The 25,756-nt window shown below is 56.8% G+C and carries 15 protein-coding genes and 1 pseudogene; 5 read left to right on the forward strand and 11 right to left on the reverse strand.

Annotation, left to right across the window (positions count from 1 at the left end; genetic code table 11):
• Window positions 1-24: 24 nt before the first annotated feature.
• The 7 genes from HX807_RS14970 to HX807_RS15000 are packed head-to-tail and all read right to left on the reverse strand — an operon-like array spanning window position 25 to window position 8,991.
• Window positions 25-1,425 (reverse strand): LLM class flavin-dependent oxidoreductase, encoded by a 1,401-nt coding sequence (locus HX807_RS14970; protein WP_008431781.1) that lies wholly within the window; start codon window positions 1,423-1,425, stop codon window positions 25-27.
• A gap of 37 nt (window positions 1,426-1,462) precedes the next feature.
• A complete protein-coding gene (locus HX807_RS14975; RefSeq protein ID WP_177050341.1) occupies window positions 1,463-3,121 on the reverse strand; it encodes an ABC transporter ATP-binding protein in 1,659 nt (552 codons plus the stop codon).
• Window positions 3,118-3,981 (reverse strand): ABC transporter permease, encoded by an 864-nt coding sequence (locus tag HX807_RS14980; RefSeq protein ID WP_177050343.1) that lies wholly within the window; start codon window positions 3,979-3,981, stop codon window positions 3,118-3,120. Before HX807_RS14980 ends, HX807_RS14975 begins: the two co-directional genes overlap by 4 nt.
• Window positions 3,982-3,996: 15 nt before the next feature.
• Window positions 3,997-5,049 carry an NADP(H)-dependent aldo-keto reductase gene (locus tag HX807_RS14985; RefSeq protein WP_177023200.1) on the reverse strand — a complete coding sequence of 351 codons (1,053 nt, stop codon included), beginning with the start codon at window positions 5,047-5,049 and terminating at the stop codon, window positions 3,997-3,999.
• A 32-nt stretch (window positions 5,050-5,081) separates the two neighbouring features.
• Window positions 5,082-6,335, reverse strand: coding sequence for an acyl-CoA dehydrogenase family protein (locus HX807_RS14990; protein WP_177035844.1), 1,254 nt, complete (start codon window positions 6,333-6,335; stop codon window positions 5,082-5,084).
• Window positions 6,336-6,358: 23 nt separating this feature from the next.
• Entirely contained in the window at window positions 6,359-7,291 is a 933-nt protein-coding gene (locus HX807_RS14995) for an ABC transporter permease (protein WP_008431773.1), read from the reverse strand.
• Window positions 7,288-8,991: an ABC transporter substrate-binding protein gene (locus HX807_RS15000; RefSeq protein ID WP_177050345.1), complete on the reverse strand. Its 1,704-nt coding sequence runs from the start codon at window positions 8,989-8,991 to the stop codon at window positions 7,288-7,290. The genes HX807_RS14995 and HX807_RS15000 overlap by 4 nt, the downstream gene beginning before the upstream one ends.
• Window positions 8,992-9,424: 433 nt before the next feature.
• Between HX807_RS15000 and HX807_RS15005 the strand changes: the two genes are divergently transcribed.
• A complete protein-coding gene (locus HX807_RS15005; protein WP_177050347.1) occupies window positions 9,425-11,575 on the forward strand; it encodes a TonB-dependent receptor in 2,151 nt (716 codons plus the stop codon).
• Between the two features lie 53 nt (window positions 11,576-11,628).
• Here HX807_RS15005 and HX807_RS15010 read toward each other — a convergent pair whose 3' ends face one another.
• From HX807_RS15010 to HX807_RS15020, 3 genes are all read right to left on the reverse strand, one after another.
• The gene (locus tag HX807_RS15010; RefSeq protein ID WP_102605109.1) at window positions 11,629-12,249 is read right to left on the reverse strand and encodes a hypothetical protein; all 621 of its coding nucleotides are present in this window, start codon (window positions 12,247-12,249) and stop codon (window positions 11,629-11,631) included.
• A gap of 31 nt (window positions 12,250-12,280) precedes the next feature.
• Window positions 12,281-13,174: a hypothetical protein gene (locus tag HX807_RS15015; RefSeq protein WP_256344009.1), complete on the reverse strand. Its 894-nt coding sequence runs from the start codon at window positions 13,172-13,174 to the stop codon at window positions 12,281-12,283.
• Between the two features lie 303 nt (window positions 13,175-13,477).
• Entirely contained in the window at window positions 13,478-20,107 is a 6,630-nt protein-coding gene (locus HX807_RS15020; RefSeq protein ID WP_177050349.1) for a DUF3320 domain-containing protein, read from the reverse strand.
• A 554-nt stretch (window positions 20,108-20,661) separates the two neighbouring features.
• Here HX807_RS15020 and HX807_RS15025 point away from each other — a divergent pair.
• A complete protein-coding gene (locus HX807_RS15025; RefSeq protein WP_177050351.1) occupies window positions 20,662-22,059 on the forward strand; it encodes a site-specific integrase in 1,398 nt (465 codons plus the stop codon).
• 792 nt (window positions 22,060-22,851) lie between these two features.
• Here the strand turns inward: HX807_RS15025 and HX807_RS15030 are convergent.
• Window positions 22,852-23,100: a hypothetical protein gene (locus HX807_RS15030; protein WP_177050353.1), complete on the reverse strand. Its 249-nt coding sequence runs from the start codon at window positions 23,098-23,100 to the stop codon at window positions 22,852-22,854.
• Window positions 23,101-23,129: 29 nt separating this feature from the next.
• Here HX807_RS15030 and HX807_RS15035 point away from each other — a divergent pair.
• The 3 genes and pseudogenes from HX807_RS15035 to HX807_RS15045 all read left to right on the forward strand — a co-directional run.
• Window positions 23,130-23,311: pseudogene (locus tag HX807_RS15035) on the forward strand (IS5/IS1182 family transposase); the annotation flags it as partial.
• A 395-nt stretch (window positions 23,312-23,706) separates the two neighbouring features.
• Entirely contained in the window at window positions 23,707-25,068 is a 1,362-nt protein-coding gene (locus HX807_RS15040) for an outer membrane beta-barrel protein (protein WP_177050355.1), read from the forward strand.
• A gap of 33 nt (window positions 25,069-25,101) precedes the next feature.
• Window positions 25,102-25,756 (forward strand): MFS transporter (locus tag HX807_RS15045; protein WP_177050357.1); only part of this gene is annotated, 655 nt, incomplete at its 3' end.

Raw genomic sequence — 25,756 nt, forward strand, 5'->3', positions numbered from 1 at the left:
CAGCAACGGATATGTACACAAACCTCACGCCGGAAACCGCAATGGCAACGCCGGCTTCAGCAACGCCGCCGGATCCCGATAACGCGCCCCAAAGTGGTCCCCCGGCAACCGCGCCCGCCCAGCCCCAAACAACCGCTCCCGCAACGTCTCCCCCTCGTTGTACCGCTCACGAAACCGCCCCCGACGACGCAACTCCGGCACCACCAATTCAATAAAGTCCCGCGCCGTCTCAAACGACAAATACTGCCTCAGGTTAATCCCGTCGATCCCATCCTCATCCAGCCATTTCTCAATCGCGTCCGCCACCACCGTCGGCGTACCCGCGACAAAAAACCGCTCGCGATTAAACCCACCCAACTGCGCCAATACCGCCCCAACAGTGGAGTCCGCCTTGTACCGGCTCAAACTCTCCCACCCCTTGACCTGCCGACTCACCAGATCACTGATCAACGTATCCCGCGGATACGCCGTCAAATCAATCGCCGACTGCCCGTGAGCCAGCGACGCCTCGACACTCACCAACTTGCGATAACTGTCGAGCTTGGCACTCACCTCCTCATCGGTCCGCCCAACGATCACCCCCGCCATCACAATAAACTTCAACCCCGCCGGATCGCGATCATGCTCAACCGCCTTCTGCCGCATCGCCTGGATATTCGCCCGCACCGCCGGCGCATCATTACCACCGGTAAACACCACTTCGGCATGCCGCCCGGCAAACTCGATCCCGGCCGGTGACCCCGTAGCCTGAAACAACACCGGCGTACGCTGCCGCGAAGGCTGGCACAAGTGTGGGCCGGCAACCTTGAAGTGTTCCCCCACGTGGTTGATATAGCGCACCTTGTCCGGATCGGTGTAGATCCGACGCTCACGGTCGACAATCACCGCGTCATCGTCCCAGGAGCCTTCCCAAAGCTTGTACAGCACGTCGAGGTATTCATCGGCGATCTCGTAGCGGTGATCGTGAACCACCTCAGTGTCGTGCCCGAAGTTGCGCGCCGCATTCGGCAAATACGAGGTGACGATGTTCCAGCCCACCCGCCCCTTGGTCAGGTGATCGAGGGTACTCATGCGCCGCGCAAACGCGAACGGCGGTTCGTAGGTGGTGGAAAAGGTCGCGCCGAAACCCAGGTTCTTGGTCACCCCGGCCATCGCCGGAATCACCAGCAGCGGGTCGTTGCTGGGAATCTGCATGCCCTCACGCAGCGAGGTCTCGGGGCCGTCGCGAAAGCGGTCATAGGTGCCAATCACATCGGCCAGGAACACGCCGTCAAAGGTGCCGTATTCCAGCAACTGCGCCAGCTCGGTCCAATAGTCCAGGTCATTGAAACGGTGCCGGTTGTTGTCCGGGTGCACCCACAAACCATGGACGATGTGGCTGACGCAGTTCATCTCAAACAAATTCACGTGCAGTTGCTTGGGCACCAGGAGCACTCCTTTCGTAGATACGTTTTCCAATACGTCAGATCGCGACATTCAGGTAGAACGGGATCGGCGTGTAGTCGGTTTCAAGGGTCGGAATCGCATCGATCAGCGCGCGGGTATAGGCATGGGCCGGACGGTCGAACACCGCGCGTACCGAGCCGGACTCCACCACTTCACCGGCCTTCATCACCAGCACGCGCTCGCTGACGTGGTTGATCACGCCGAGGTCATGGGAAATGAACAGGCAAGCCAGGCCGAGGCGGCGCTTGAGGTCGTCGAGCAGTTCGAGAATCTGTGCCTGTACCGACACGTCGAGCGCCGACACCGGTTCATCGCAGATCAGGATCTGCGGCTCGGACGCCAACGCTCGGGCAATCGCGATGCGCTGGCGCTGGCCACCGGAAAGTTCGATCGGCCGGCGCGACAAGGCGCTGGCATCAAGGCGTACCAGTTCCAGCAGTTCCAGGGCACGGTCGCGCCGGGCATGACGCGGTACGCCAGCCACCACCAGCGCTTCGAACAGCACACGCTGCACGGTGTAGCGTGGGTCGAAGGAGCTGAGCGGGTCCTGGAACACCACTTGCACCGCACGCCGGGCTTCGCGTTTTTGCCTGGCGTCGAGGTCGGACCAGCGCTGGCCATTGATCCACACCTCGCCGGCACCGGCGGTTTCCAGGCCGAGTATCAGCCGGGTCAAGGTGGTCTTGCCGCAACCGGATTCGCCCACCACCCCCAGCGTCTCGCCGCGACGCAGCTGTAGCGACACCTGGTTCAGCACCGTGCGGGTTTTGCCGTCGGGGCCGATAAAGGTTTTGGACAGCTCGCGTGCTTCAAGCAGTATTTCGCCCTGGGGCGCCGGCTCGGGCTCCACCGCCGTGAGCAACCGGCGCGTAGGCTGGAAGTGCACGGCCTTGGCGGCCCGCAGCAGCAGTTGGGTATACGGATGACGCGGGTCTTGCAGGACCTGTTCGGTGCTGCCCTCCTCCACGATCACCCCGTGGCGCATCACGGCCACGCGATCGGCCAGGCGCGAGACCACCGACAGGTCGTGGCTGACCATCAGCAGTGCATTGTCTTCACCGCGCAGGCTCTCCAGCAGGGCGATGACCTGGGCCTGCACCGTGGCATCCAGTGCCGTGGTGGGTTCATCGGCAATGATCAGCCGCGGATTGCAGGCAATCGCCGAGGCGATCAGCGCCCGCTGGCGCAAGCCGCCGGAAAGTTGCCAGGGGTATTGGCTGGCGCGCAGTTCCGGTTCCGGCACACCGACATCCCGCAGCAGTTCCAGCACCCGCAGGCGGCGCGCTTCCAGGCCCAATGCGGTGTGCAGGTGCAACGGTTCTTCGATCTCGGCACCGACGCGGCGCAGCGGGTCCAGCGCGCCCAACGCGTCCTGCATCACAAAGCCGATGCTCGCGCCGCGCAGTTGCTGCCAGGCCCGCTCGTTGAGCTGGCGCAGGTCGACGCCCTGGAAGGCCAGCTTGGCAGCCTGGACATGGGCGTCCTTGCCGGTGAGGCCAGCCAGGGTGCGGGCGGTGACGCTTTTGCCGGACCCCGACTCCCCCACCAGCGCCAGGCATTCACCCCGGCTCAACTGCAGACTGACACCGTGCAACACTGGCTCGGCCTGGCCGAAACGTACTGTCAGGTCGCGGATATCGACCAGCGGGCCGAGGGTATGGATGTTCATCGTCATAGAGGCTTTCCTTCGCTGCGGCGCAAGAGTTCGCGGCCGATGGCACTGATGGAAACAACGGTCAGGGTGATGATCAGGGCGGGCCAGGCCACCAGCCACGGCGCATTGGCCAGGAAGCTGCGCCCGATGGACATCATCCCGCCCCACTCCGGCGCAGGCGGCGGTGCGCCGAAGCCGAGGAAACTCAAGGCGGCACCGGCAGTGATCGCGCCGCCGATGCCGATGGTGGCGAGGATCAACACTGGCTTGAACGCATTCGGCAGGATGTGCCGCAGCACCACCGCCAGTTGCGATTGGCCGAGGGTGACGGCGGATTCGACGTAGCCGGCATTGCGTACGCTGAGGGTTTGCGCCCGCACCAGGCGCGCATAACGCGGCACGCCAGCGATGCCTATCGCGAGAATCAGATTGGCCGTGCCCTGACCGAAAAACGTGATGATCACCAGCGCCAGCAACAGGTCGGGAAAGGACAGCAGCACGTCGATCCCGCGCATCAAGGCGCCGTCCAGCCAGCGCGGCCCAAGGCCTGCGATCAAGCCGAGCAAGGTGCCCCAGGCCAGTCCCAGCGCAGTGGCGGCGAGGCCCATGAACAGCGACGAACGCACGCCATAAATCAATCGGCTGAGCACATCGCGCCCGTTCTCATCAGTGCCCAGCCAATGCACATTGCTCGGCGCCTGGAACGCCATGCGCGCCGACGCCTCCAACGGGTCATACGGGGCCAGCCATTGCGGAACAACGGCGGCCAGCAGCAACAGCCCGACAAATACCCCGGCGAGCACCAGGCCCGGCCGCAGTTGGGTAAACCCGACAAGACGCAACGGGCGATTGCCGATCAACGTTTCAATGGTTTGCGTCATGCCAGGCTCCTGGTGCTAAGGCGCGGGGTTGGGGATGCGCTGGTGGATGGCCTGGATCTGCGCCTTGATCTCATCGCCAAGAGTCACGTCCAGCGCGCCGAGGTTGTCGCGCAATTGCGCCAGGCTGGTTTGCCCGGTCAGTGCGCTGGTGACGAAGGGTTTGTCGATGATGAAGGCCAGGGCCAGTTGGGCCGGGGTGAGGCCATGTTGCCGGGCAATCTCCACGTAGCCGGTGATGGCCTCCTGGGCCGAGGCACTGTCGTAGCGATTGAAAGTGCGGTACACCGCCGACAGCCGCGAGCCCTCGGGCCGTGCGCCGCCCAGGTACTTGCCGGTGAGTGCACCGAAGGCCAGCGGCGAGTACGCCAGCAGCCCGACGCCTTCACGATGGGTGAACTCCGAGAGGCCGCCTTCGTACAGGCGGTTAAGCAAGCTGTAGGGGTTTTGCACACTGGCAATGCGCGGCAGGCCGAGGCGTTCGCTTTGCTTGAGAAACTCGGCGACGCCCCACGGGGTTTCATTGGAAACCCCGATGTGGCGCACCTTCCCGGCCTTGACCTGATCGGCCAGCACCGCCAGGGTTTCCTCGATGGCGACGCTCTGGGTGTCTGCCTGATACGGGTATTCGCGCTGGCCGAAGATGTTGGTGGTGCGGTCGGGCCAGTGCAGTTGGTAAAGGTCGAGGTAGTCGGTGTTCAGGCGTTTGAGGCTGCCGTCGAGGGCTTGGACGATGTTGCGCCGGTCGTGGCGGCTGAGGCCGTCGCGGATGTGCTGCTGGCTACTGGGGTCACGGGCCGGGCCGGCGATTTTGCTGGCCAGGATCACCTCGTCACGTCGACCACTGGCCGCCAGCCAGCTGCCGATGTAACGCTCGGTGGTGCGCCAGGTTTCGGCCTTGGTGGGCGTGGGGTACATCTCGGCGGTGTCGATGAAATTGATACCTTCGGCCAGTGCCAGGTCGATCTGTTGATGGGCATCGTTTTCGGTGTTCTGGTGGCCCCAGGTCATGGTGCCGAGGCCCAGCACGCTGACTTGGATGTCGCTGTTGCCCAGTTGGCGGTAACGCATGGGTGATCCTTTTTTCTTCAAGGGTTGATGGCTCATACCGCACTCGCTTCGTCGCGGGCGGCCTGCTGCTCGGCGTCGGCGGCTTGCAGGCTGCGCCAGGCGGCGTTCGGGGTGACGTCATTGAGGTAGTAGTTGCCCAGTGCCCGTTCGCGAAAGATCGCCGGGTTGTGGGAGGCCAGGGTTCGCGCGTTGCGCCAATGCCGGTCGAAGCGACGCGACTCGCTGGTGGCGGAGGCGCCGCCGACTTCGAACAGCAGCGTGGTGGCTTCCAGTACCTGTTCCAGCACGATCTGTTGCGCCTGAAAAGCGCGAATCTCGGCCTCTGTGTAATGCTGTTCGGTGGCGTGCCCGCCCTGCTCCGCTTCGTGCACGTCCTGCAGCACCTCGGCGACGGCCAGCACCTGGGTGCGTGCGGCATAGGCCAGGCTCGACAAGCGGCCAATCACGCGCTGCACCAGCGGGTCATCCTTGGGGCTCGATTGCCCCGGCACACCAAACGCGCGGGTGCGGCCCTTGACGAATTCGGTGGCGTCACGCAGCACGGCGTTGGCGATGCCGGCCAGGGTCGCCAGGTGGAACAACTGGTAGAAAGCGCTCAGGTAGGACTCGGCGCGCAGTTCGTCTTTCTTGAAGCGCCGCACAATGTGCTGCTCCGGTACGTTCACCGCCTTGAAGCGGGTGGTGCCGCTGCCGGTGAGTCGCTGGCCAAACCCGTCCCAGTCATCCTCGACGGTGACACCCGGCGCGTCGGTGCGTACCGCCAGGCTGACAAAATCTTCGCCATCCAGGGCCACGGCCGCGATCCAGTTGGCGTACAGCGTGCCGGTGCAGTAGTACTTCTCGCCGTCCAGCTGCCAGCCGGAGTCGACTGCGCTGAGGGTCACCGAGTTGCGGGTGGTGTCGGTGCGCTCGGCCATGGCGGCGCCCCACAACTCGCCGTCGACGACTTTGGCGAACCAGTAATTTTGGGACTCGCTGTCACGGCTGGAAAGCCGGCCTTCAACAAACCCGAAATGCGCGCGCACAATCTGCGGCAGGTTTGAATCGGCCTCTCCCAGCTCAATCAACAGGCGAAACAGCTGCGGCAGGCTTGCACCCAGGCCGCCCAAGGCCTGCGGCACACGCAGTGCGCCAAAGCCGGCCTCGCGCAGCCATGCCACCGCGTCATGGGCCAGCTCGCGTTGCTGCTCGCGGGCGACGGCGGTGTCGGCTATCCGGGCAAATACGTCAGCGAAACGCTGGTGCAAGTCGGCATAACTCACTTCAGCGGGGATCGAAGCACTCATGGTTTTTCCTTCTTCAAAGGCACTCACGCTTGGTTGGCCCGAGGGTCAATCCAGCGGTTGATCAAATCGACGGCCAGGTTCACCAGCACATAGACGGTGGCGGCCAGCAAGGTCACGCCCAGCACCACCGGCACGTCTTTGTTGCTGGTGGCATCGAGCATCAAGCGCCCGATGCCCTGGCGTGCAAACAGCAATTCCACCACCACCGCGCCGCCCAGCAGGCTGGCGAACACGAACCCGGCCAGGGTCACCAACGGCACCAGCGCATGGCGCAAGGCATGACGCAGGCGCACAGCGGTTTCGGACAAGCCACGGGCACGGGCCATGGCAATAAAGGGTTGTTCGAGGGTGTCTTCCAGGGACTGGCGCAGCAGCTGGGTCAGCACTGCCGCCACCGGCAACGCCAGCGCGATTGAGGGCAGGATCAATGAGCGCCAGCCAACGGAACCGGAGGGCGGCAACCAGTGCCAATGAAACGAAAACACCAGCAACAACAGCATCCCGATCACAAACGAAGGTGCTGATGACAGCACCAGCTCGCTGCCTGAAACGGCTGAACGCACCCAACGCGAACGGTTGGCGGTGAGGATCGCGCACACCAGGGCCAATACCACCGCCAGCAATGCCGCGCTCAGGGACAGTTGAATGGTTGCGCCGATCTGCTCGGCAATCGCTTGCTGCACCGGGATGCGCAAGCGATAGGACTCGCCCAGGTCGCCATGGGCCAGGCGCACCAGGTAATTGCCGTATTGCACGATGAGGGGTTGGTCCAGGCCGTACTCGGCACGCACCCGGGCCAGCAGCTCCGGGGTGGGCATCGAATCCGGCCCGCCGAGGATTGCCAGCGCCGTGTCACCGCCGCTGAAATTGACCGCGAGGAACGTCAGCGTCGCCGCGCCCCACAGCACGCCAATGCCCGCCAGCAGGCGCCAGGCGATGGATTTGAACAGGCTCATGGTTGCCCCCGGTCCAGCCAGATGCTGGTGAAGAACGGTACGTTGTGGGAGGTATCGAAAATCACCCCCTGGACCTGCCGGCCATACGCGGTGAGCACCTGGCTTTCCACCGAAGGCACCGCCGGGACGGTTTCGGTCAGGCGTTTTTGTGCTTCGCCATAGAGCGCCTGCAATTGCACCGGGTCGCGGGATTGGCGGGCGGCGCTGAGCACGCGATCCAGTTCGGCATCACGGAAGCGCCCGACGTTCTGGCCGATGATCTTGTCGGTGCTGATGGCCTGGCTGTGATAGAGCACGAACAGGCCATCGGGTGTGTTGGTGTGCCAGTAACCGCCCGCCAGCGCCTGGAACTTCCCGGCGTAGCGTTTCTCGGTCACGCGGGTCAGCGGCAGCATTTCGATGGGCATCTCGAAGCCGACTTTTTTCAGGTCGGCCTGGATGGCCACCGAAACGCTGGCGGGAAACGCCGGGTTGTCATAGGACAGCATCGTTGCATTCAGGCGCTGCCCGTCCTTGGTTCGATAGCCCTGGGCATCGCGCCCGGTCCAGCCGGCCTCGTCCAGCAGCGCATTGGCGGCTTTCACGTCGTAGGCCAGGGCGTCGTTGTTGGGTTGATAAAACCGGGTGTTGGCCGCCAGGAAATCCGCCTTGGCGATGTATTCGCCGAAGCCGGAAATCCACGCCAACCCTTCGCGGTCAATGGCCTTGGCCACTGCGCGACGCACCCGTACATCGTCGAACGGTGGCTGCTCGACGTTGAAGGTCATGCTGCGGCTCGGGTTTCCCTTGCGAATCCGGCTGCGCATCACCAGGTCGGGGTTGGCACGGATGGCGGCGGCATTCTGGGCCGGTGCATCAAGCGCGAAATCCGACTGGCCGGACTCTAGCGCCGTGAAGCGGATCATGGCTTCGGGGACGTAGCTCAGTTCGATACGGTCCAGGTAGGCCTCGCCCGCGTGGCGCGTCACCGGTGGCGCCCAGTTATAGCCGGGGCGCTTGATGAACACCGCGCCCTGGTCACGGGTGTAGCTCTGCAACGTAAACGGCCCGCTGCCGATGGGGTGCTCGGCGATGGTCTTGGGCGCCTCGCGAATCTGCCTGGGCGAGATCATGCTCAGCCAGGACTGCGCCAGCACATCCAGGAACGGCGTATAGGGTTCGCGCAAATGGGCTTCGAAGGTGTAGTCATCGATGACCTTGCCATCCAGGTACGGCGCGATATAGGCCGCGGCCAGTGGGGACTTGGTCGCCGGGTCGCGCATGTGTTCCAGGTTGGTTTGCAGCGCCTGGGCATTGAATTTCTCGCCGTCGCTGAAGGTCACGTCGTCGCGCAGGTGAAAGGTGTAGGTCTTGCCGTCGTCGGAGATGTCCCAGGAGCGGGCCAGCCACGGGCTGATATTGCCCTGCTCGTCCTGGTACACCAGGCAATCGAAGAGAATCCGGCCCATCCACTGGATGTTGCCGTTAGACAGTGCATGAACATCGAAACTGCCGGCGTCGGAGGCGGCTGAGACGCGCAAAGTTCCGCCACTGCGCCCCGGTGACGACTCATGAAAGTCCGTCGCCGAATAAGTCACTACACCGTTGGTGACCGTGCCATCAGCCGCAGACGTTTCATGTTTCGGTGCCGCAGCCGGTGAGCAGGCATTGACTGCCAGGCACAGCGAAATAACCGCCGAAAGTTTCAGGATGGTTATCAATGACACTTCCTTAGAGGAACTCGATGAACACTGAAAGTTTGCAATTACGGGGTGTAATGCAGTGAGCATGCCAGTCTTCAAGAAACGCCATATTGACCACGAAACCAGCGCAAAACCCTTGTAAAACGAGGCGAACACTGCCAAACACTTATATGGTTATACCCGTTATACACCCCGGAATTGTTGGTAGCCTTACACACTGCTTATCAGCTGTTGCGTTCGCGACAGCTGCAGCAATTCCAGCCATTAAAGTTGACTGTTGAGAATCAAACACCGATTCAAAACAAAGTATCCCGCAGAACACTTAACCTTAACTAAGCGCCCGTATTCCTTGGCCAATAGTCTTGGCATAGAAACTGCTCAGAGCGAAACAGGCATGACTATTCGAATAGAAAGCTGGGGCTCTTTTATCTATTCACAAGGAACACGCTTAATGGATCCAATCTTTCGGGGAGAGTTGCAAAAGTTGACACTTGCCGTGCGGCAAGCAACTTGGCTGGCGATGGTGGGGCTGGGCTCAGCCCTGGTTTTTTCCGCCAGTGTGCAGGCAGATGATGAGGTCACACCGACGACCGGAACACGGCTAAAGACGGTGACAGTAGAGGCACAAAAAATCACGCCCGTTGAGGCAGCCAAAAGTCAGCTGTCCGAAGTGCCAGGCGGCACCAGCGTGGTCGACAGCGAACAGGTGGCCAAGGGACGCACCGCCACCTTGCAGGACACCCTCGCCTATCAGCCGGGCGTGTTCGTGCAGTCCACCGGCGGCAACGACGCGGCCAAGATTTCCATTCGTGGCTCGGGCGCCAACACCTCGCCGGGGTATTTCCGTGAGGGCATCAAGTTCCTGTTCGACGGCCTGCCGATCACCGGCCCGGGCGGCACACCCTACGAATTCCTCAACGGCTCGGGGGTGAACTACACCGAGATCCTGCGGGGTGCCAACGCCTTCCAGTACGGCGCACTGAGCCTTGGCGGCGCCATCAACTTCGTCAACCAGACCGGCTACACCGCACCCGGGCTGCGAGTGCGAGCGGAAACCGGGAGCTACGGCTACAACAAGCAAAGCCTGAGTGTCGGCGGCGTCGAGGGTGCGTTCGATTACTACCTGAATGCCGACAACTACCGCAGCGACGGTTACCGCGACTACAGCCTGTCGAAAAGCCAGGGCGTAGTGGCCAACTTTGGCTACCGCTTCAGCCCGCAACTCGAAACCCGGGTGATGCTGCGTTACCGCGACGAGTTCCACAACGACCCGAGCGCCACCACCCTGGATGCGGTCAAGCACCATTCCGACCGTGCCAGTGCCACCGCCGAAAGCAGCGGCGCCGGCAGCCGTCGCCCCGGCAGCGTATGGCTGGGCAGCAAGACCACCTACACCTTTGAGGACGACGCCACCCTGTCGGTGGGTTTCGTCTACTACCAGTACGCCCACAACAACAGCCCGAACAGCCCGAGCAACCCCAGCTACTGGGACTGGCATGACCTGAGCGCGGTGATCAACTACGACCGCCGCGACACCCTGTTCGGCCACGAAAGCCGCTCCAGCCTGGCCTTCACCTCCACCGAGCACCTCAAGGGCCAGGTCGACTCCACCTTCGCCAACAAACAGACGCGCAAGTTCGTCGACTACAGCTCCTCGTTCGATCACGTGTTCTCCGTGGGCAACGACCTGGAACTGGTAGACGGCCTGTGGCTGACCAGTGGCGTCTCGGCGATCAACGTGCGCCGCCATGCCGACGTCAAGGAAGCCCTGGTGGCCAACACCACCACTTACCCGAGCGATGTGACCTACGACAACTGGAGCCTGGCACCGCGAGTGGGCGTGCGTTACGAGTTCAACCCACAACTGCAAGTGTTTGCCAACGTCAGCCGCTCCGTCGATCCACCGGCGTCCTGGGAATACTCCGGCTCCGGGCCGACCACGCCGTACGTACGGCCGCTGGTGGAACAGAAAGCCAATACCGTGGAAGTCGGGATCAAGGGTTCGTCGGGCATCTTCGACGGCAGCCTGGCGCTCTACCGCTCGTGGGTGAAAAATGAATTGCTCAACGTGCAGATCATCCCGGCCACCTCCACGGCTGCTGCGGTCACCGGTGCATTCAACGCCACGCCGACGATCCACCAAGGGATCGAGGCCGGCTTGAATACACGCCTGTGGGAAAACACCTCGGGTGAAAAAATCACCCTGCGCCAGGTGTATACCTATAACGACTTCTACTACCGCCACGACCCGACCTTCGGCGACAACCAACTGCCGGGGATTCCGAAGCATATCTATCAGGGCGAAGTGCAGTATCAGCACCCAGCGGGCTTCTATACCGGGGTGAATGTGCAATCGTCTTCGCGTACGGCGGTGGATTATGCGAACAGCTTTTATGCGCCCTCCTACACAATCTTCGGGGCGAATGTGGGGTATGAAACGCCGAGCAAGGACTGGAAGGTGTCGCTGGATTTGAAGAACCTGACCAATCAGAAATACGTGACGGCGGTGCAGCCGTTGTATGACGCGAAGGGGCAGGATACGGCGTCGTTGTATCCGGGGGATGGGATTGGGGCTTATGTGGCGGTGGAAATGCGCTATTGAGGCCTCTGCGTCAACCGTCGACAGAACCCGTTAGGCGCTGTCGACGATTTAACTCAAATCTTGCCTAGAAGACGAATGACAAACACAGCCCCTTGCCCGACCGAATGATCTACCGCGTGCATCAACGCTTTCGCAGCATCTGAAGAGAAGCCAGCCGAAATGGTGACCGACGCCAGGATACCTAGAAAATAAATAACCCAATCTTTTCGGCTAAGACGGTTAGCTGCCTGTGCAGCCGTATCCAGTTGGTTTTTCAGTATCGCAAATTGTTGTGCGCTAACATCGGCATTGCTCTTTAACTCATCGAGTACCTGCTTAAACCCCTGCTGAATCCTGGCTATATCTTGGGGTGTAAACGAGGTTTGTTGACTCTCGATTTCGATGCTACCGAACAATTGAGCCTGAATCGACACGCCAGTAAGCAAAACATCTGCTTCGCTGTAACTGCTGCCCATGAGCCTTAGTTGTAAATAACCGTCGCTACCGGCGTCGACTAGAACAGATGTTCCAATAGTCAACGTCTCTTTCCGGTCCGGAAACTTAGCACCTCCGATCACAAAATCGGCACCGTCTGTTGTGCAGTTAATCGCGGTGATAACAACGTCGAAAGGGGTGAATTCTTCAGCTACTTTTTTTCGAAGTACCTTGCGGACAGGTTGAGATGGAGGGGTCATGAGCGTCCTTATGTATGGATTGCCTTAGGCGTTAGATGGTTACGGCGAAGCGCTGAGCATCAAGGGCAGGAACGGCCGAAAATCCGGCGCCCTTCTTGAAACTCATGTTATGGACAAAATTCCTCATAGCATCAGATGGATCGATGGTTTCGAGGTTAAGTCCGTCAACAGTTAACCTAGAGAACGCAACACTCAGAATTGGCTGTTCCTCCATATGACCTGTCGAGCTGTTGAGCACATTGTCAAGAGCGGTGACGATGACCAGGTCATCCGGCAGGATTGCCAGCAACTCTCGACCTACTCGCAGCGCGCAGCTGCACACGTAGTCCTGATGGAGTTCGTTGAACCGACCAACTGGCATAGCTTTGGTCGACAACTTGCCGCTTTTGAGTAGAGATTTGATTTCGGCAGGAATCACGTCGGAGCCATGGATAGCGACTTTGGCTTCTAGGACACCACCTTCATGAACAATCATCTGAATAGCTGAGCCGAGGTGTGATATTTCTGCAAACGACTCGAAAGCTTCGATGGCATCTAGCTTGGCCTGACGATCACCATCAAGGATACGGATAGCAATGTCCCTCTCCTCTGCCCACTCGGTATGGGCAGTTTTCCATCCATCAAGCTGAGCCTGATATCGCCTTTCGTCTTCCGCCTTCGCGGCGCCAATCTTGCCTACCAGGGCTATACGCTGACGAGCCTCTAGCTTGAAGAGCCGAGCCCAGAAATTGGGGTGATATGTAGCGGCCGCATGCGTAGCTTCTTGCTCGAGAGTATTGCTTTTGAGTGGCTGTCCAGGTTCAGGGTTGGAGAGAAGTCGCTTCCACTTTACGGGCTCGGCACATTCCTTGTGCATCGAAAGGAGGATGTCTACGTGATTTTCGTAAACCTCACATTCATACGCTGCTTGCTCCAGCGCTTCCATCTTTGCGTACTCTTTCTGTCGCTTTTCAAGTTCGCGCTGACGGCGATGAGCGTTTCGTTCCGATCGCCGCGCAGACGCTTGCAGCGAACGTACAGTCCCTTTCCAACCCATCACGACTCTCCATAACGTTCATATGACGGCACATTAATATAACTCTTAGCGTTGCCTGAATCACCTGCGCATTTCGTAACCGAAACATCAGTTAGCCCATAAAAAACGCATTTGTACTCTACGCTTCTCAAAGCAAGGGCACGTTCAGTTTCCCAGAAGTAAGAGGACCTTCACGGCCCCCTTGTCTCTCGTTTACTCCGCCATTAGACGTACGGCCCTCTCAATCCGTTGACGTCCAGCATGAGCAAGCTTGCTTACACCAGCTTCCTTCGCGACCGCATATATTAGGGCCTCTCCTTCGTGCCCCCGCTGCGCCATCTCGTCAACCAAAGCACGTAGTTCTGGCAGGCAGATTTCAGATAGCCCTCTCGTGGTGTCTTCATCGCCGGGCTTACGAAAGACGACACTGGCATCCGACTCGATATGAGTCGGCCAAAAAAAGACTCCTGTCTGTTCCTCTTCATGTGAGCGGAATCGCGCCCGGGCAATTTGGTCAACGCGATCACGTATCCGTGAGCCGGTTCGTACCCAGCCATGAGCGCGGGCAATGCGCCTTGCAAGCGCCGTGTCCAGAACCGGTCCCTCTTCCGCCACGACATGAGCAATCATCTGCTCCAGCGTTTTCGTGTAGCTCGCCTCAAAGAACTGATCTGGATCGACCAACCTTACCGCCTGACGAGGGTCGGATTCTTTGTAAATCAAATATTCAAGGGGACGAGCAAAAGCCAGGACATCCTCATCTGGTTTGACAGATGCCGACTTGGCATACTTCAAATCAGGAAACGCACCTGAGGGGTCATTGGATTCGCCCACACTATCGACTGTGGCGACCACAGTAACCTGACTTACTACCTCAATGACCTCAGCCATAGCTGCGTCGATTTTCAGTCGCTCTGCCTCTTGAGCGGCGTCGATGACAGCCTGCTTGGCTCGGGAATCCGCTAGAATCTCGTTCAGCCGTTGATGTACCTTTTCGGCAGTTCCAATTGCATCAACCCACCAGTCCGTCGACCATATCCTAACGATCTCCCAGCCAAGTCCACGCAGTACAAATTCACGGAGCTTGTCACGATCACGAGCGGTCGCACTGCGGTGATAGGTAGCACCGTCGCATTCAATCCCGGCAAGGTACCGTCCAGGTGCATCAGGGTGAACAACCCCAAGGTCTATTCGAAAGGAGGAAACGCCAATCTGGGTAAATATCTGCCATCCCTTTTTAGCCAAGGCCGCTGCAACCGCCTCTTCGAATGGGCTGTCGAAACTACCCACGCTACCAAAGTCAGCCTCTGCGAGAGCCCGTGGGCCACGCTCTGCAAACTCCAAGAAGTGCTTAAGATCTCGAACCCCGATCGCTTGCGTACGAGCTAGATCAATATGCTCTGGGCGCAAGGTCGAAAACACCACTAGCTCCTGGCGAGCACGGGTTATTGCCACGTTTAGTCGACGCTCACCACCAGGGCGGTTCATCGGACCGAAGTTCATGGACAGCACACCGGCAGCGTCTTTTCCGTAGGTGGTCGAGAAATAGATGATGTCTCGCTCATCGCCTTGAACGCTCTCAAGGTTCTTGACGAACACAGGCTCCAGCTCGGACTCAGCGAAATACGAATCGAGTGATGGGTCTTTCCGGCAAGCCTCATCCAGCATGTCCATGATGAGCTTCTGTTGCTCGCCGTTAAAGGTTACGACCCCCACGGTCCGCCTACTTTCGCGGAACGCCGGAGACTGTAGGCGAGCAACCAAATCAGCAACTAAATATCTTGCTTCAATTAAGTTTGTTCGCGACCCGCCCTTGTCATATACACCCGGGACTGGGCATAACCGTACTGCTTTGTCGGCCGTAAACGGTGATGGGAAGGTCACCAGCTTCGACTGGTAGTATCGCTGGTTCGAGAAAGCGATCAGACTTTCGTGGCGGCTACGGTAGTGCCAGTTAAGATTACGCATTGGCAGATTGGCACTGATGCACTCGTCCAGAATACTCTCGAGATCAGCCTCTACATCCTCATCTTCAGCGGTCGACTCAGCGCGGTTAAAGAACGAAGTTGGAGGGAGCTGTTTGGGGTCGCCCACCATCACCACTTGCTTCCCTCGGGCCATGGCGCCGATGGCATCCCAGACAGGTATTTGAGATGCCTCATCGAAGATAACGAGATCGAATGGCGTTGAGGCAGGAGGCAGATACTGAGCAATGGATAGAGGACTCATGAGCAAGCATGGAGTCAGCTTGGTTAGCGCTTCTGGCGCACGACTCATCAGCTCCCGCAATGGAATGTGCTTAGTCTTCTTGCCCATCTCATGTCGCAGGACTCCCCACTCTGAAGAGCGACTTACACTGTCTTGGCTTGGTAGGTCGGAACATAGCCGAGCCCGGAGCCAGTCCTTGGTCAACTCGGTGAACTTGTCATCCAAAGCCCGGAAATCACGAATGCGCTGCTCATGCTCCACGCTGACGAACGTCCGGATCACCTCTTCGTTGTCGACCGTCGTGTTCAGCCACCAGCGAGCATAATTTACTTCTAATACACGACGGACCTTTCCAAAGGCGATGCCTCCTGTTTCCATAGCTTGAACAATCGGCGCCAGGCCGGCAGCGTAAGCTTCATCGCGAACCTTCCGCCAAGCACACCATGCCTTAAGGCGCGATTCAGACGAAACAACAGTTTCGCAGTTTGTCTTGATATCACGTAGCGCCAGGTGAGCGGTTTCGATGACGCCCATTTCGGTGAAATGACCGACAGCCGTCAGGTGCGCCGCTCGTGCCTGTAGCAACTCAAGCTTTTCTCGAAGAGCAACACCGGCATTGGCTATAGCAGCCTCCGGTTCAAGTAGTGCGTTACCATCCCCCAACAGAGTTTGAAGCGGTATTTTGTAGGCCGCGACCTGCTCAGGATTGAGTGCCAGCTTCGCCACCGCGGTAGCTATCTCCCCCTGAAACGCTGACGCACTGCGCACGACGTCAACTTTCGTCTTCAGGTCATTCCAGGCAGGAACGATTTCTCGCAAATCGGCCAGATCTACCAACTCTCGCTCAACTGCTGCTCTGTTCTTAAGCAACTCAAAATCTGCTTTTAACGACGAGCCACAACGCCCCTCCTCTACATAAGGATGGTCGTCGACAAGTCGGCCACATTCTTCTATGTCACGTCGTTCAGCCTGGAAGCGCAGAGCTGCAGTCAGCACGTCAATATCCGTGGTCAACCCGTTCCAAAGAGAGCTAGTTGCTGAGCTGAGATCAACCAGCTCATCTAACCCCGCATCGAGACGAGTCAGCGCACGCAGCCGGTGAAGTTCCTCTCTCAGCTCATCACCTAGCTGGCCCTGCTCAACCATCTGCAAGCCGTCATCGATCCAAGCAGCGTTACTTTTCTGAAGCCGAATAGCCTCTTGCAGCTTGATCGCTGTCGCGAGATGCGTTGCTTCGGATTTGGCACCTTGCCAAACAGCAACACACTCATGACCTGGCTCCAGCTCATCGATTGCTCTGCGCACCGACCGAATCTCTGACCAAGTAGCGAGATCCTTGCCATTGTCGACTTCACCTGTTGACGTCTGCGTCGGCGCCAATAGCCCAGCGATGCGGCGTTTTCCGAACCAGGACTTAGGCCAGAAAGACTCCTCCGCTTCTTTCCATTCGCGCAGTAGGAGTTCGGTATCAAGTACTTCAATCGCATCCCCGTAGGACGCCGTTAGCTGGTGCTTGAGGTCGTCTATCTGACGCAGCAATGTGACAGCTTGCCCGAGAACGTCAGTGACATTTTCTGGCCAGGCCGGGCCTAGATCAACGAATGTAGCGCGGCGTTGCTGCAGCAGATCAATGCCTTGTTTAGCTTCAGCAGTAATACGAGAGGACCAGAAGGATGAGAGTCTGGAGTTAATGTTCCGGTGTTCGTCGACCCAAGTGCAGCCGTCACTCAGGCGTTTAGAAATCGAGCGAGCATCGGGGCGCAGTGCGAAACGCCAATCATGCCCAGCGGCAGCAGGAAGTGCTCGAGAAAGGATCGATAGCCCCTCAAGCGCTGTTGGGGTGTACTCCGTAACAGGAAGCCCAGACAGCTCAACAAAGCGATCGGCAGCTCTCTGGACTTCAAGCACAGCGGGAAGCACGTCACGAGCCGCCTGCACGAATTGTTGCTGCCAATGAGGCGACCACTCTGCTTGGCCTACCCCGGACAAAGCGTTGCCTGCCAGCTGACTGTAACCCACAGCCTGTGCGTTCACTTCAAGGCGGTCGCCCAACTCTCGAAGTTCAAGCATGGCCTTCTGATCATGCGTTTCCGGAGATGGCCAACCAAGTGGAGCTACTGCCTCATCAACACCCGATGTCACCGTCCCGATGGCATCGTAGATGGTGTAGCCGTTGCGGTGCCGGCGATGCAGACGCTCGACATAAATATTGAGGCTGTCACGCAGGGACGCGAGCCGCTGCGCTTCCACCTCCCATGCGGCAGCATCTACCTGCCCTTTCGCTTCCCAAGCCGACTGTAACTGAGCAAGGACATCCGTTTTCCGAGCTTTGCTGGAGTGAAGTTCAAGGCAGAACTCACCCAGACCGATTTCACGCAAGCGCCGGTACACGACATCCAGGGCAGCAATTTTCTCAGACACGAACAGCACCCGGCGCCCTTGAGCGATCGACTGGGCGATCATGTTGGAAATCGTTTGGCTTTTACCCGTGCCAGGTGGGCCGATGAGAACGAAGTCTTTACCCTTGGCTGCGGCCATCACAGCCGCAAGCTGAGATGAATCAGATGGCAGTGGGCAGAACACATCAGTCGGGCCGTAATCACGGTCCAGAGACTCAGCCTCCGGAAACGGGGTATCGGAGATGAACGAATCCCGTGGCGTATCCAGAAGATGCTGGACTACTGGACTCTGTCGAAGGTGCTCTGCATTCTCGGCAAGATCCTTCCACATGAGATACTTGGCAAATGAGAACATCGAGAGCACAACGTCCTCGTTCAGCTCCCAGCCAGCGATGTCCTTAATCGCATGACCAACTTTGTTCCAAATGCCTACGATATCCAGACCGGAGTCGTCCCGAGGCAGCTCCTGCTCCAGCGAACCTAAGCCCAGCTCAAAGTCTTGACGCAGCATCTCGATCAGAGTCGGGTTAAAACGAGGCTCATCATCGTGCAGCACCATGGTGAATCCGGAGCGTGCGCTCTTACGCTCCAAAGTGACAGGAACCAAGACCAGTGGCGCTTTGTACTTCTGCCCAGCTCTATCCTCACGCGTCCAACTAAGGAAACCGATGGCCAGGAAAAGCGTGTTGGAGCCACCCTCCTGCAAAGCAGTACGAGCGCTTCGATATAACTCAGTTAACCGGACATCCATTTCGGCGGACGTCAGCGCAACGAATACTTCCCTACGCTTGAGAGCATCTTCAGCATGACGACGGCGAACATCTTCTCGCTCACGCTGTTCATAGAGTGTGCGCTCACGCGGATCTGCGCCATCCATCAGGTCAGGCCTGGTAAGCAGCTTCAGAGACTGTCCACTTGCAAGAATGTCCTCAAGAGCACCGGGATCAGGAGATTCAAGCTTCAGCGCTCGCTTACCCATTTTGAAATTGAGCAAGTTATTTCGAAGCGACAGATCCAGAAGCTTTCGCTGCCACCGGCCGAGGCGATCTGCTGGGTCGAGCTTAGACAGATCCTCAACCTGCACCTTAATATTGTCATCGGCGATGCCAATCCCTTCCTCCACAAGAAGCGATGGGGCTTCATCAGACTCAGCAACGGCGACACGTGCAATCTGAGCCTCTGAGCTGGCGAGCGGTTTGATACGTTGCAAACGGGCGCGACGGATATCTAGCAGCATCTCGAAAACACTTTCAGCGTCTTCGGCTACCTGTTTCGTGCCCATCTCTACCGCATAAGAGAATGGCGGTATCGAGGCGTGGGTAATAAGAGTGGTCTCAAACAGCACGAGCTCCTGAAGCTTCACCCGCTTACGTACTGCAGTGACATCATCCACCACGGCAGTTGTAAACTCTTCTGGCTTAAGCCACAAACCAGCAAAAGCATGACCATGGGTGAATACGATCACGGGGTTAAGACCAATCTGCTCCAATGCTGCGCAGAAAAGCAGAGTCAGGTCGAGACAAGTAGCCAACCCGGAGTCAGCAAGCTGACTGGGGCTACGAATCTTCTGTCCTGATTGTTCAAAGCTGGCCGGCGGCAACGCATAGTCGAGCTTCATGCGCGCCACCGCGCCCCACACTGCCGACGCCAACTGCCAAGCTCTTTTGGGGCCACCCTCATATCCGTCAAGTGCGGACGGCTTATCGCTAAGACGAAGCAACTCGGCTGCCTGTTTGAGCAACCGCTCAACCGCTGCATCATTCGGCTGAACAAAAGCCGCAGTCATATCTGGTAAATGCCGCAATCCGCCCCACTGGTTTCTGGGCAAAAGGTCTACGACCTGTTCAAGCCGAGCAACTTCCTTGCGACCGCTCTTCGCCTCCTTGTCATCGGCTTCGAGGACAAACGTAAAGGTCGACATTTCTGACTCTGTCAGGCGACTCAACAACGGGCCGTCCAAGACAAGATCAAGCCCAGGTATGACCCGGAAGCTATCTGCAGCGATCTCGTCGATCCGCCAGATCTTAGACTTAAACACCTCGGGGGCCGAGCTAAGCGTAAGAGTCGCATTGACGAAACGATCACTCGTTTCGTTCGATATGCGAAGCTCGCGTATCACAGGAATGGCGTTCTGAAAATCCGCAAGGTTCAGCTTTGCCACCAGAGTGGCAAGGATTTTTACGTCTTTAGGCTGGATTTCTTCTGGGAGCGTGAGGGGCTGAACAATGTCGTCCATGCGCAACAATCCTTGTCGTGATGCTCGAGGGAGTGCCGGATTTGTCCGGCCAGGAGGCCCCTCTTGAGCTGATGGCGGGATGATATCTCTTCTAGGGAGAGCCGTAATGTGCCTTTGGTCGTCACTAACTTCTCATGCCGTCATCGGATCCCCATCTATTGATCTCTGATATCAGGCCGAGGCTGATGTTCGCAGAACAGATTCGATGGTAAATCCACATCCGAAAGCTATTCATAGCCGGCTGTTTTATGGGGAGGGGGTAAAAATGCAGGCAAATAAAAAGGCCGCGAGATAAATCTCGCGGCCTTTTTAAATTATATGGTCGGGACGGAGTGATTCGAACACTCGACCCCTAGCACCCCATGCGCTTATGAAATGGGTTTCTATAGCACGCCCCAGCTCGCTCTGGACAACATGAAACCTATTGAAAACAGAGCATAAGGTCTAAATTACGAGCTATCATGATCCACAGGTATCCATGGGTAGCCAGTCGATTCGGTGGGGCAAAAGTGGGGCAAAATTCGTGGACGCTCATTTGGGGCAAGGGGTAGATAGTGGCGAAGTTGACCGTAAAGCAACTCGAAGCGCTTACCACCGCCGACAACGGCAAGACACTGCGCGAAGAAGGTGGCCTTACCGCTAAGATCCGTGCGGGTGTTCGTGGTATTACTGCACTGTTTCGGTACGAGTACAAATTGGGCGGGACCAAACGCGATCACCGCCTAGGTAGTTGGCCCACTAAAACGCTATCGCAGATCCGAGCGGAGCGTGATGAAGCCAGAGCAAGTGTCGCGAAAGGCATAGACCCCACCACTGCCCGTAAGGCCGCGAAGATTGAGGTTCAATCAGCCGTCGCCGCAACCATTGCTGAGGCCGAGCGCCTGGCAGCAGAGAACAAGACTGTTATTGATCTCTTCGAAGAGTGGATGCGTGATGGTGTTTCTCGCCAAGACGGCAATGCGGAGTTACGCCGTAGTTTCTCCAAAGACGTCCTACCAATCATTGGCGAAAAACCGCTGCGAGATATCACGGAAAAAGACCTTCTGACTGTTCTGCGCTCGATTAAAGCCCGGGGGCTAAACCGTACCCTCGTCATTCGCAGCAACGACATAGGTCAAATGCTCCGATGGGCTGAGAAACGTAAACCTTGGCGCACGTTGATGGCCGATGGAAACCCTGCCAACCTCGTTGACGTCAAAAAACTACTTGATCATAACTACCAGGAGCAGCGCGATCGGCTTTTATCCAACACAGAAATCCGAGAGCTGCAGCAAATTTTCATTCGCCTAGCGCGAGATTATGATGCCCTGCCCGCTGGCCGAAAATATGCCGGCATCCGACCGGTTAACTCCCGCGTGCAATGCGCAGTCTGGATCTGCCTTAGCACGCTCTGTCGCATTGGAGAGCTCCTAAAATCCGAATGGCGACATGTCGATCTAGAAAGCGGCACCTGGCTCATCCCAGCAGAAGCCACCAAAGGCCATAAAGGTAAACGGCAGGATCACCATGTATTCTTATCATCATTCGCGCTGAACCAGTTCAAACGCCTTAGAGAAGAGACAGGCCACACCCCGTTTTGCTTTCCCAGCAAAGACGAACGCAGTCATGTGGATACCAAAACAGTCAGCAAGCTGATCGGAGACCGCCAATGCTGCTTCAAAAATCGCAGCAAGCCTCTATCTGGCCGGCATCACGACGATTCACTAGTACTAAGCCAGGGTAACAAGGGCGAATGGACTCCGCATGATTTACGTCGTACTGGCGCGACAATGATGCAGGAGCTCGGCGTAACCTTGGAGATCATTGATCGGTGCCAGAATCACTTGCTGGGTGGCTCAAGGATACGCCGACATTATCTGCACTATGACTATGCCAAGGAAAAGATTGAAGCATGGCGCATGCTGGGAGAGCGCCTTGAGTTTATCCTAGAAGCGCCAGCAACTGAAAAATAATGAGGATGTAAGCGGAGCGGGAAACGAGACTCGCATCGGGCTTGCTAGTTATTGAAATAGAAGCAGCTTCCGCTATTCCCCGAATAGAAATAGCCTCAATTCGGGACTCATTTTCTACCGCTGGCAAGCAGTAGATAGATGAACGATGCAGAATCTCAAGAGAGCGGATCGTGGCTTGACCACACCTAACCGCTTGGTATCAATGCCGGAGTGCAGGACGTAGCCTGCGAAGGCTCGCGCCACTCGGAAATGGCACTAGTCACGATCCTGTACGGGGGAAATAATAAATGAAAATAACTCTAATCCAACTCATAATTCGGCAGTCAATTTCGAACCACCAATTCAAAGCAAATATCGATAGTATTCATTCAAGCGCATGATCAAAACCCTTTAACATACACGTGAATTCTGCGAGTCCCGGCGCCATTGATCGGCCACAAGGATAGAGTAAGAACGGCGTCGCATCTAAACTCCAATCAGAAAGCGCACTTACCATATTTCCGCCAGCTAACTACTCAGCCGCACGAAATTGCAAAAAATAGAAAATATCGACACCAGTCAGCGCTGGCTCCACACCAAGCTATGTTTCATGGACACACAGCTCTCCTGATACCTCGACGATCACATACTCATCTTACGGAGTCCCCCAATTAAATATTGAGCCAGTTCCAATGCGAATCTGAATAAACTTGTAGATTCTCAGATCTGACGCTACCAAAATGGGTGGCCTTACAGAAAGATAGTCGGAAGTTGCGACAGCTATCCAGCTTACCCCATGACCGATATGGATGGTTATAAAGTTTTCAGGGGCTGTGTTGGCGCGCCAACGCCGGCATTAAATCCTGCCCAAACGATATCAAAAGCTCGATTCTCTACCTCAACCTCCACACCCACTTCTGGATATCGTTGAATAAAATAAAGTAAGACTTTACCCATTACTATGCGCGCACTGTCGCTCAATACTTTGAGGCGGAGTTTCCCTATGGATTCTCCGATCAAGTCAGCACAAACCGTCAGACCTGTGCTGAAATAGCCCTCCATCTAACAGCCGTCTACAAGCCCTCCATCCAATGAGTCAGATGAGCTTTTCCGATTTCGAGTACGTCGGTAAGCGCAAGCAGACCCCCGCACGCCTTTCTTGGCCAAGATGGTGCAGGTGGTGCCGCGTAGCGGCTTGGTGGCATTGATCGAGTCGCATAACCCAATGGCCGGCGGTGGTCGCAAGCCGCACCCCTCACTCGTTGAGCTCAGATCAGAGTCGATTTTTGAGAGGCGATTTTAGGCAGCTAAACACGCAGCGCCTTCAAGCATTGCGTGTAGATGCATCGCTCCGCAACGAATGATCTACCTTATCGCTTATTACTAGTGAAAATATTCATTTTTAACAACACCCTCAGCAACGTAATCTAACTTTGAACTCGAATTAGCCATCCAAGGCACACGCCAAAGCAATTACCTATCCGATAAAAATCACAAAAGGACGGTAACTTCATGACAGGCATCAACATCGCCTTTCTACTAACACATCAGAAGCCTCGATTAATATAGACCTAGCCCGTCTCCGCCCTAATCCAAAATCACATTTAAACTAAAGAAACCTCAAACCCCAATTTAACTCCGAAGTACCTCCACGCCCGCGAGATTTGTATGAAAACAACAATAAGACACTGCTTTACCGGAGCGTTGCTACTGTCATTATTTACACCTGAAAATTTATACGCCCAACCAGAAGATCATTATGGCGAAGGATCTCTAGCGAACGCGCTAGCTGGAGAAACACTAAATAAATGGGGCATTCACGTATCCGGACTTTTAGACGTGGGGTACTCACGCAACAATCGTTCTTACCACGACGAGCGCCGCAAAGGTCTTAGCAATCTACCTATTGCAGGAGAGAGCGATGAGGGTTTCGAGTTGAGATCAGTACATCTTTTTATAGAAAAACCTATTATCGGGAATTTCATCCCACGGATAACTCCGTTACCTGGCCCAAATCCAGAGCAATTATCTTTTGGCTTTAGTATTGAGGCGCTGTATGGACGAAACGCTCAGTTTGCCCGCACTTTCGGCTGGGACATGCATTGGGAAGAAAACTCGCCAGGCGATGATGATTCCGAAGCGGCAAAACGAAATAGACAGCTATTTTTGGCCATGCCCAACGTCTTAGCCACGGCCTACCTTCCGTGGGGGCCCGGCGTCACGGTCTGGGGAGGGCTTTTCGGACCCGCTATCGGTAACGAAATTCCTCCAAATCCGAGACAGTCGCGCAACCTATTCGCAACAAAATCTTATTCGTTCGTGACCGAACCAGGCACGGTCTTCGGCTTGGTCGCTGCTCTTCCGATATACAAGGGTGATTCAGGGATCATTAGTGTCGAAGGAGGGCCCGTCCGTGGCATTAACAATATGCGGGACAACAATGATGTCACCTCCCTAATTGGCGCAGTTCGCTGGCGCTCCCCAAACATGAAAACTTGGCTGGATTATGAGTTTTACTCAGGAGCGGAACAAAACGCCAGCTTCGGCGATATCCAAATGCCTACTGCACGATTGCTTTCAACTCGAGACCAGCAGCGAAAACAGCATGCTGTGACCCTATGGCATGAATTTGATAGTCTATGGAACGGCAGCATTGAAGCCGTTTACGGCGAGCAAAATGGAGATGGCCGTATTGATACTATTGACCTGGTTACTGGCGAAGCTTTCAATGGTGCACATTGGTGGGGAGCAAATGCAAGCATTAGCTATCGGGCCACAGAAAAACTGACCTACTCCACACGTATTGAATACTTCAACGATCCTCAGGGCTATGCTTTGTTTCCTGTTTCAACTGCTCGTGGCGCATTTAACGCGATCACTGCAGGCCTACGTTACGACCTAAATAACTTTGTATCTCTACGCCCTGAATTACGTTACGACTGGCAGAGCGCTACGGATGACAAAGCGTTTGGATCAGCAAGAAACCAATCACAATTCACTAGTACCTTTGAGCTGTTAGTTTACTTTTGAATCATTTCCTTCTACTTCCGGCGGAAAATCGAAATGCTCACCCAGTACAAAGCGCGCCTCGAATGGTATACCGGTGTAATTTTGTCTATAGCATTCGGCCTAGTTGGCCTTGATCGATTCATAATACTCCCACTATTTCCCACGATGATGAAAGATCTTAATTTAAACTATCAAGACCTTGGAAATATATCTGCCGTGCTGGCTATCGCCTGGGGGCTCTCGGCAATAATCATGGGGCGGCTATCCGACCGCATTGGCCGAAAATTAATTCTGGTTTCTTCAATAATTGTGTTCTCGGCACTCGCAGGTTTATCAGGCGTAGTATCTGGCATTGGAGGACTGTTAGTTATTCGCGCCGTCATGGGAGTAGCAGAGGGGGCATTCACGCCCACTAGCATTGCTACGACTGCAGAAGTCTCGAGGCCCTCACGGCGCGGTCTGAACATCGGCATTCAACAAGCTGCCTTTCCAATTCTAGGCCTAGGCCTTGGGCCAATTCTTGCTACCCACTTGCTACTTATCGTTCCATCCTGGCGCTGGGTATTCGTCATAGTTGCAGTACCTGGCCTGTTGGTTGCTTGGATGCTTCATCGTACACTGCGAGCGCAACCTCAACTGGGTTCACCAGCAAAACCCCTTGATCACAGGCAACAAAGTAGCTGGAAAGTATCCGTCCGGCAAAGTCATC

The sequence above is a fragment of the Pseudomonas sp. D8002 genome (genome assembly GCF_013385695.1).
Lineage (GTDB): Bacteria > Pseudomonadota > Gammaproteobacteria > Pseudomonadales > Pseudomonadaceae > Aquipseudomonas.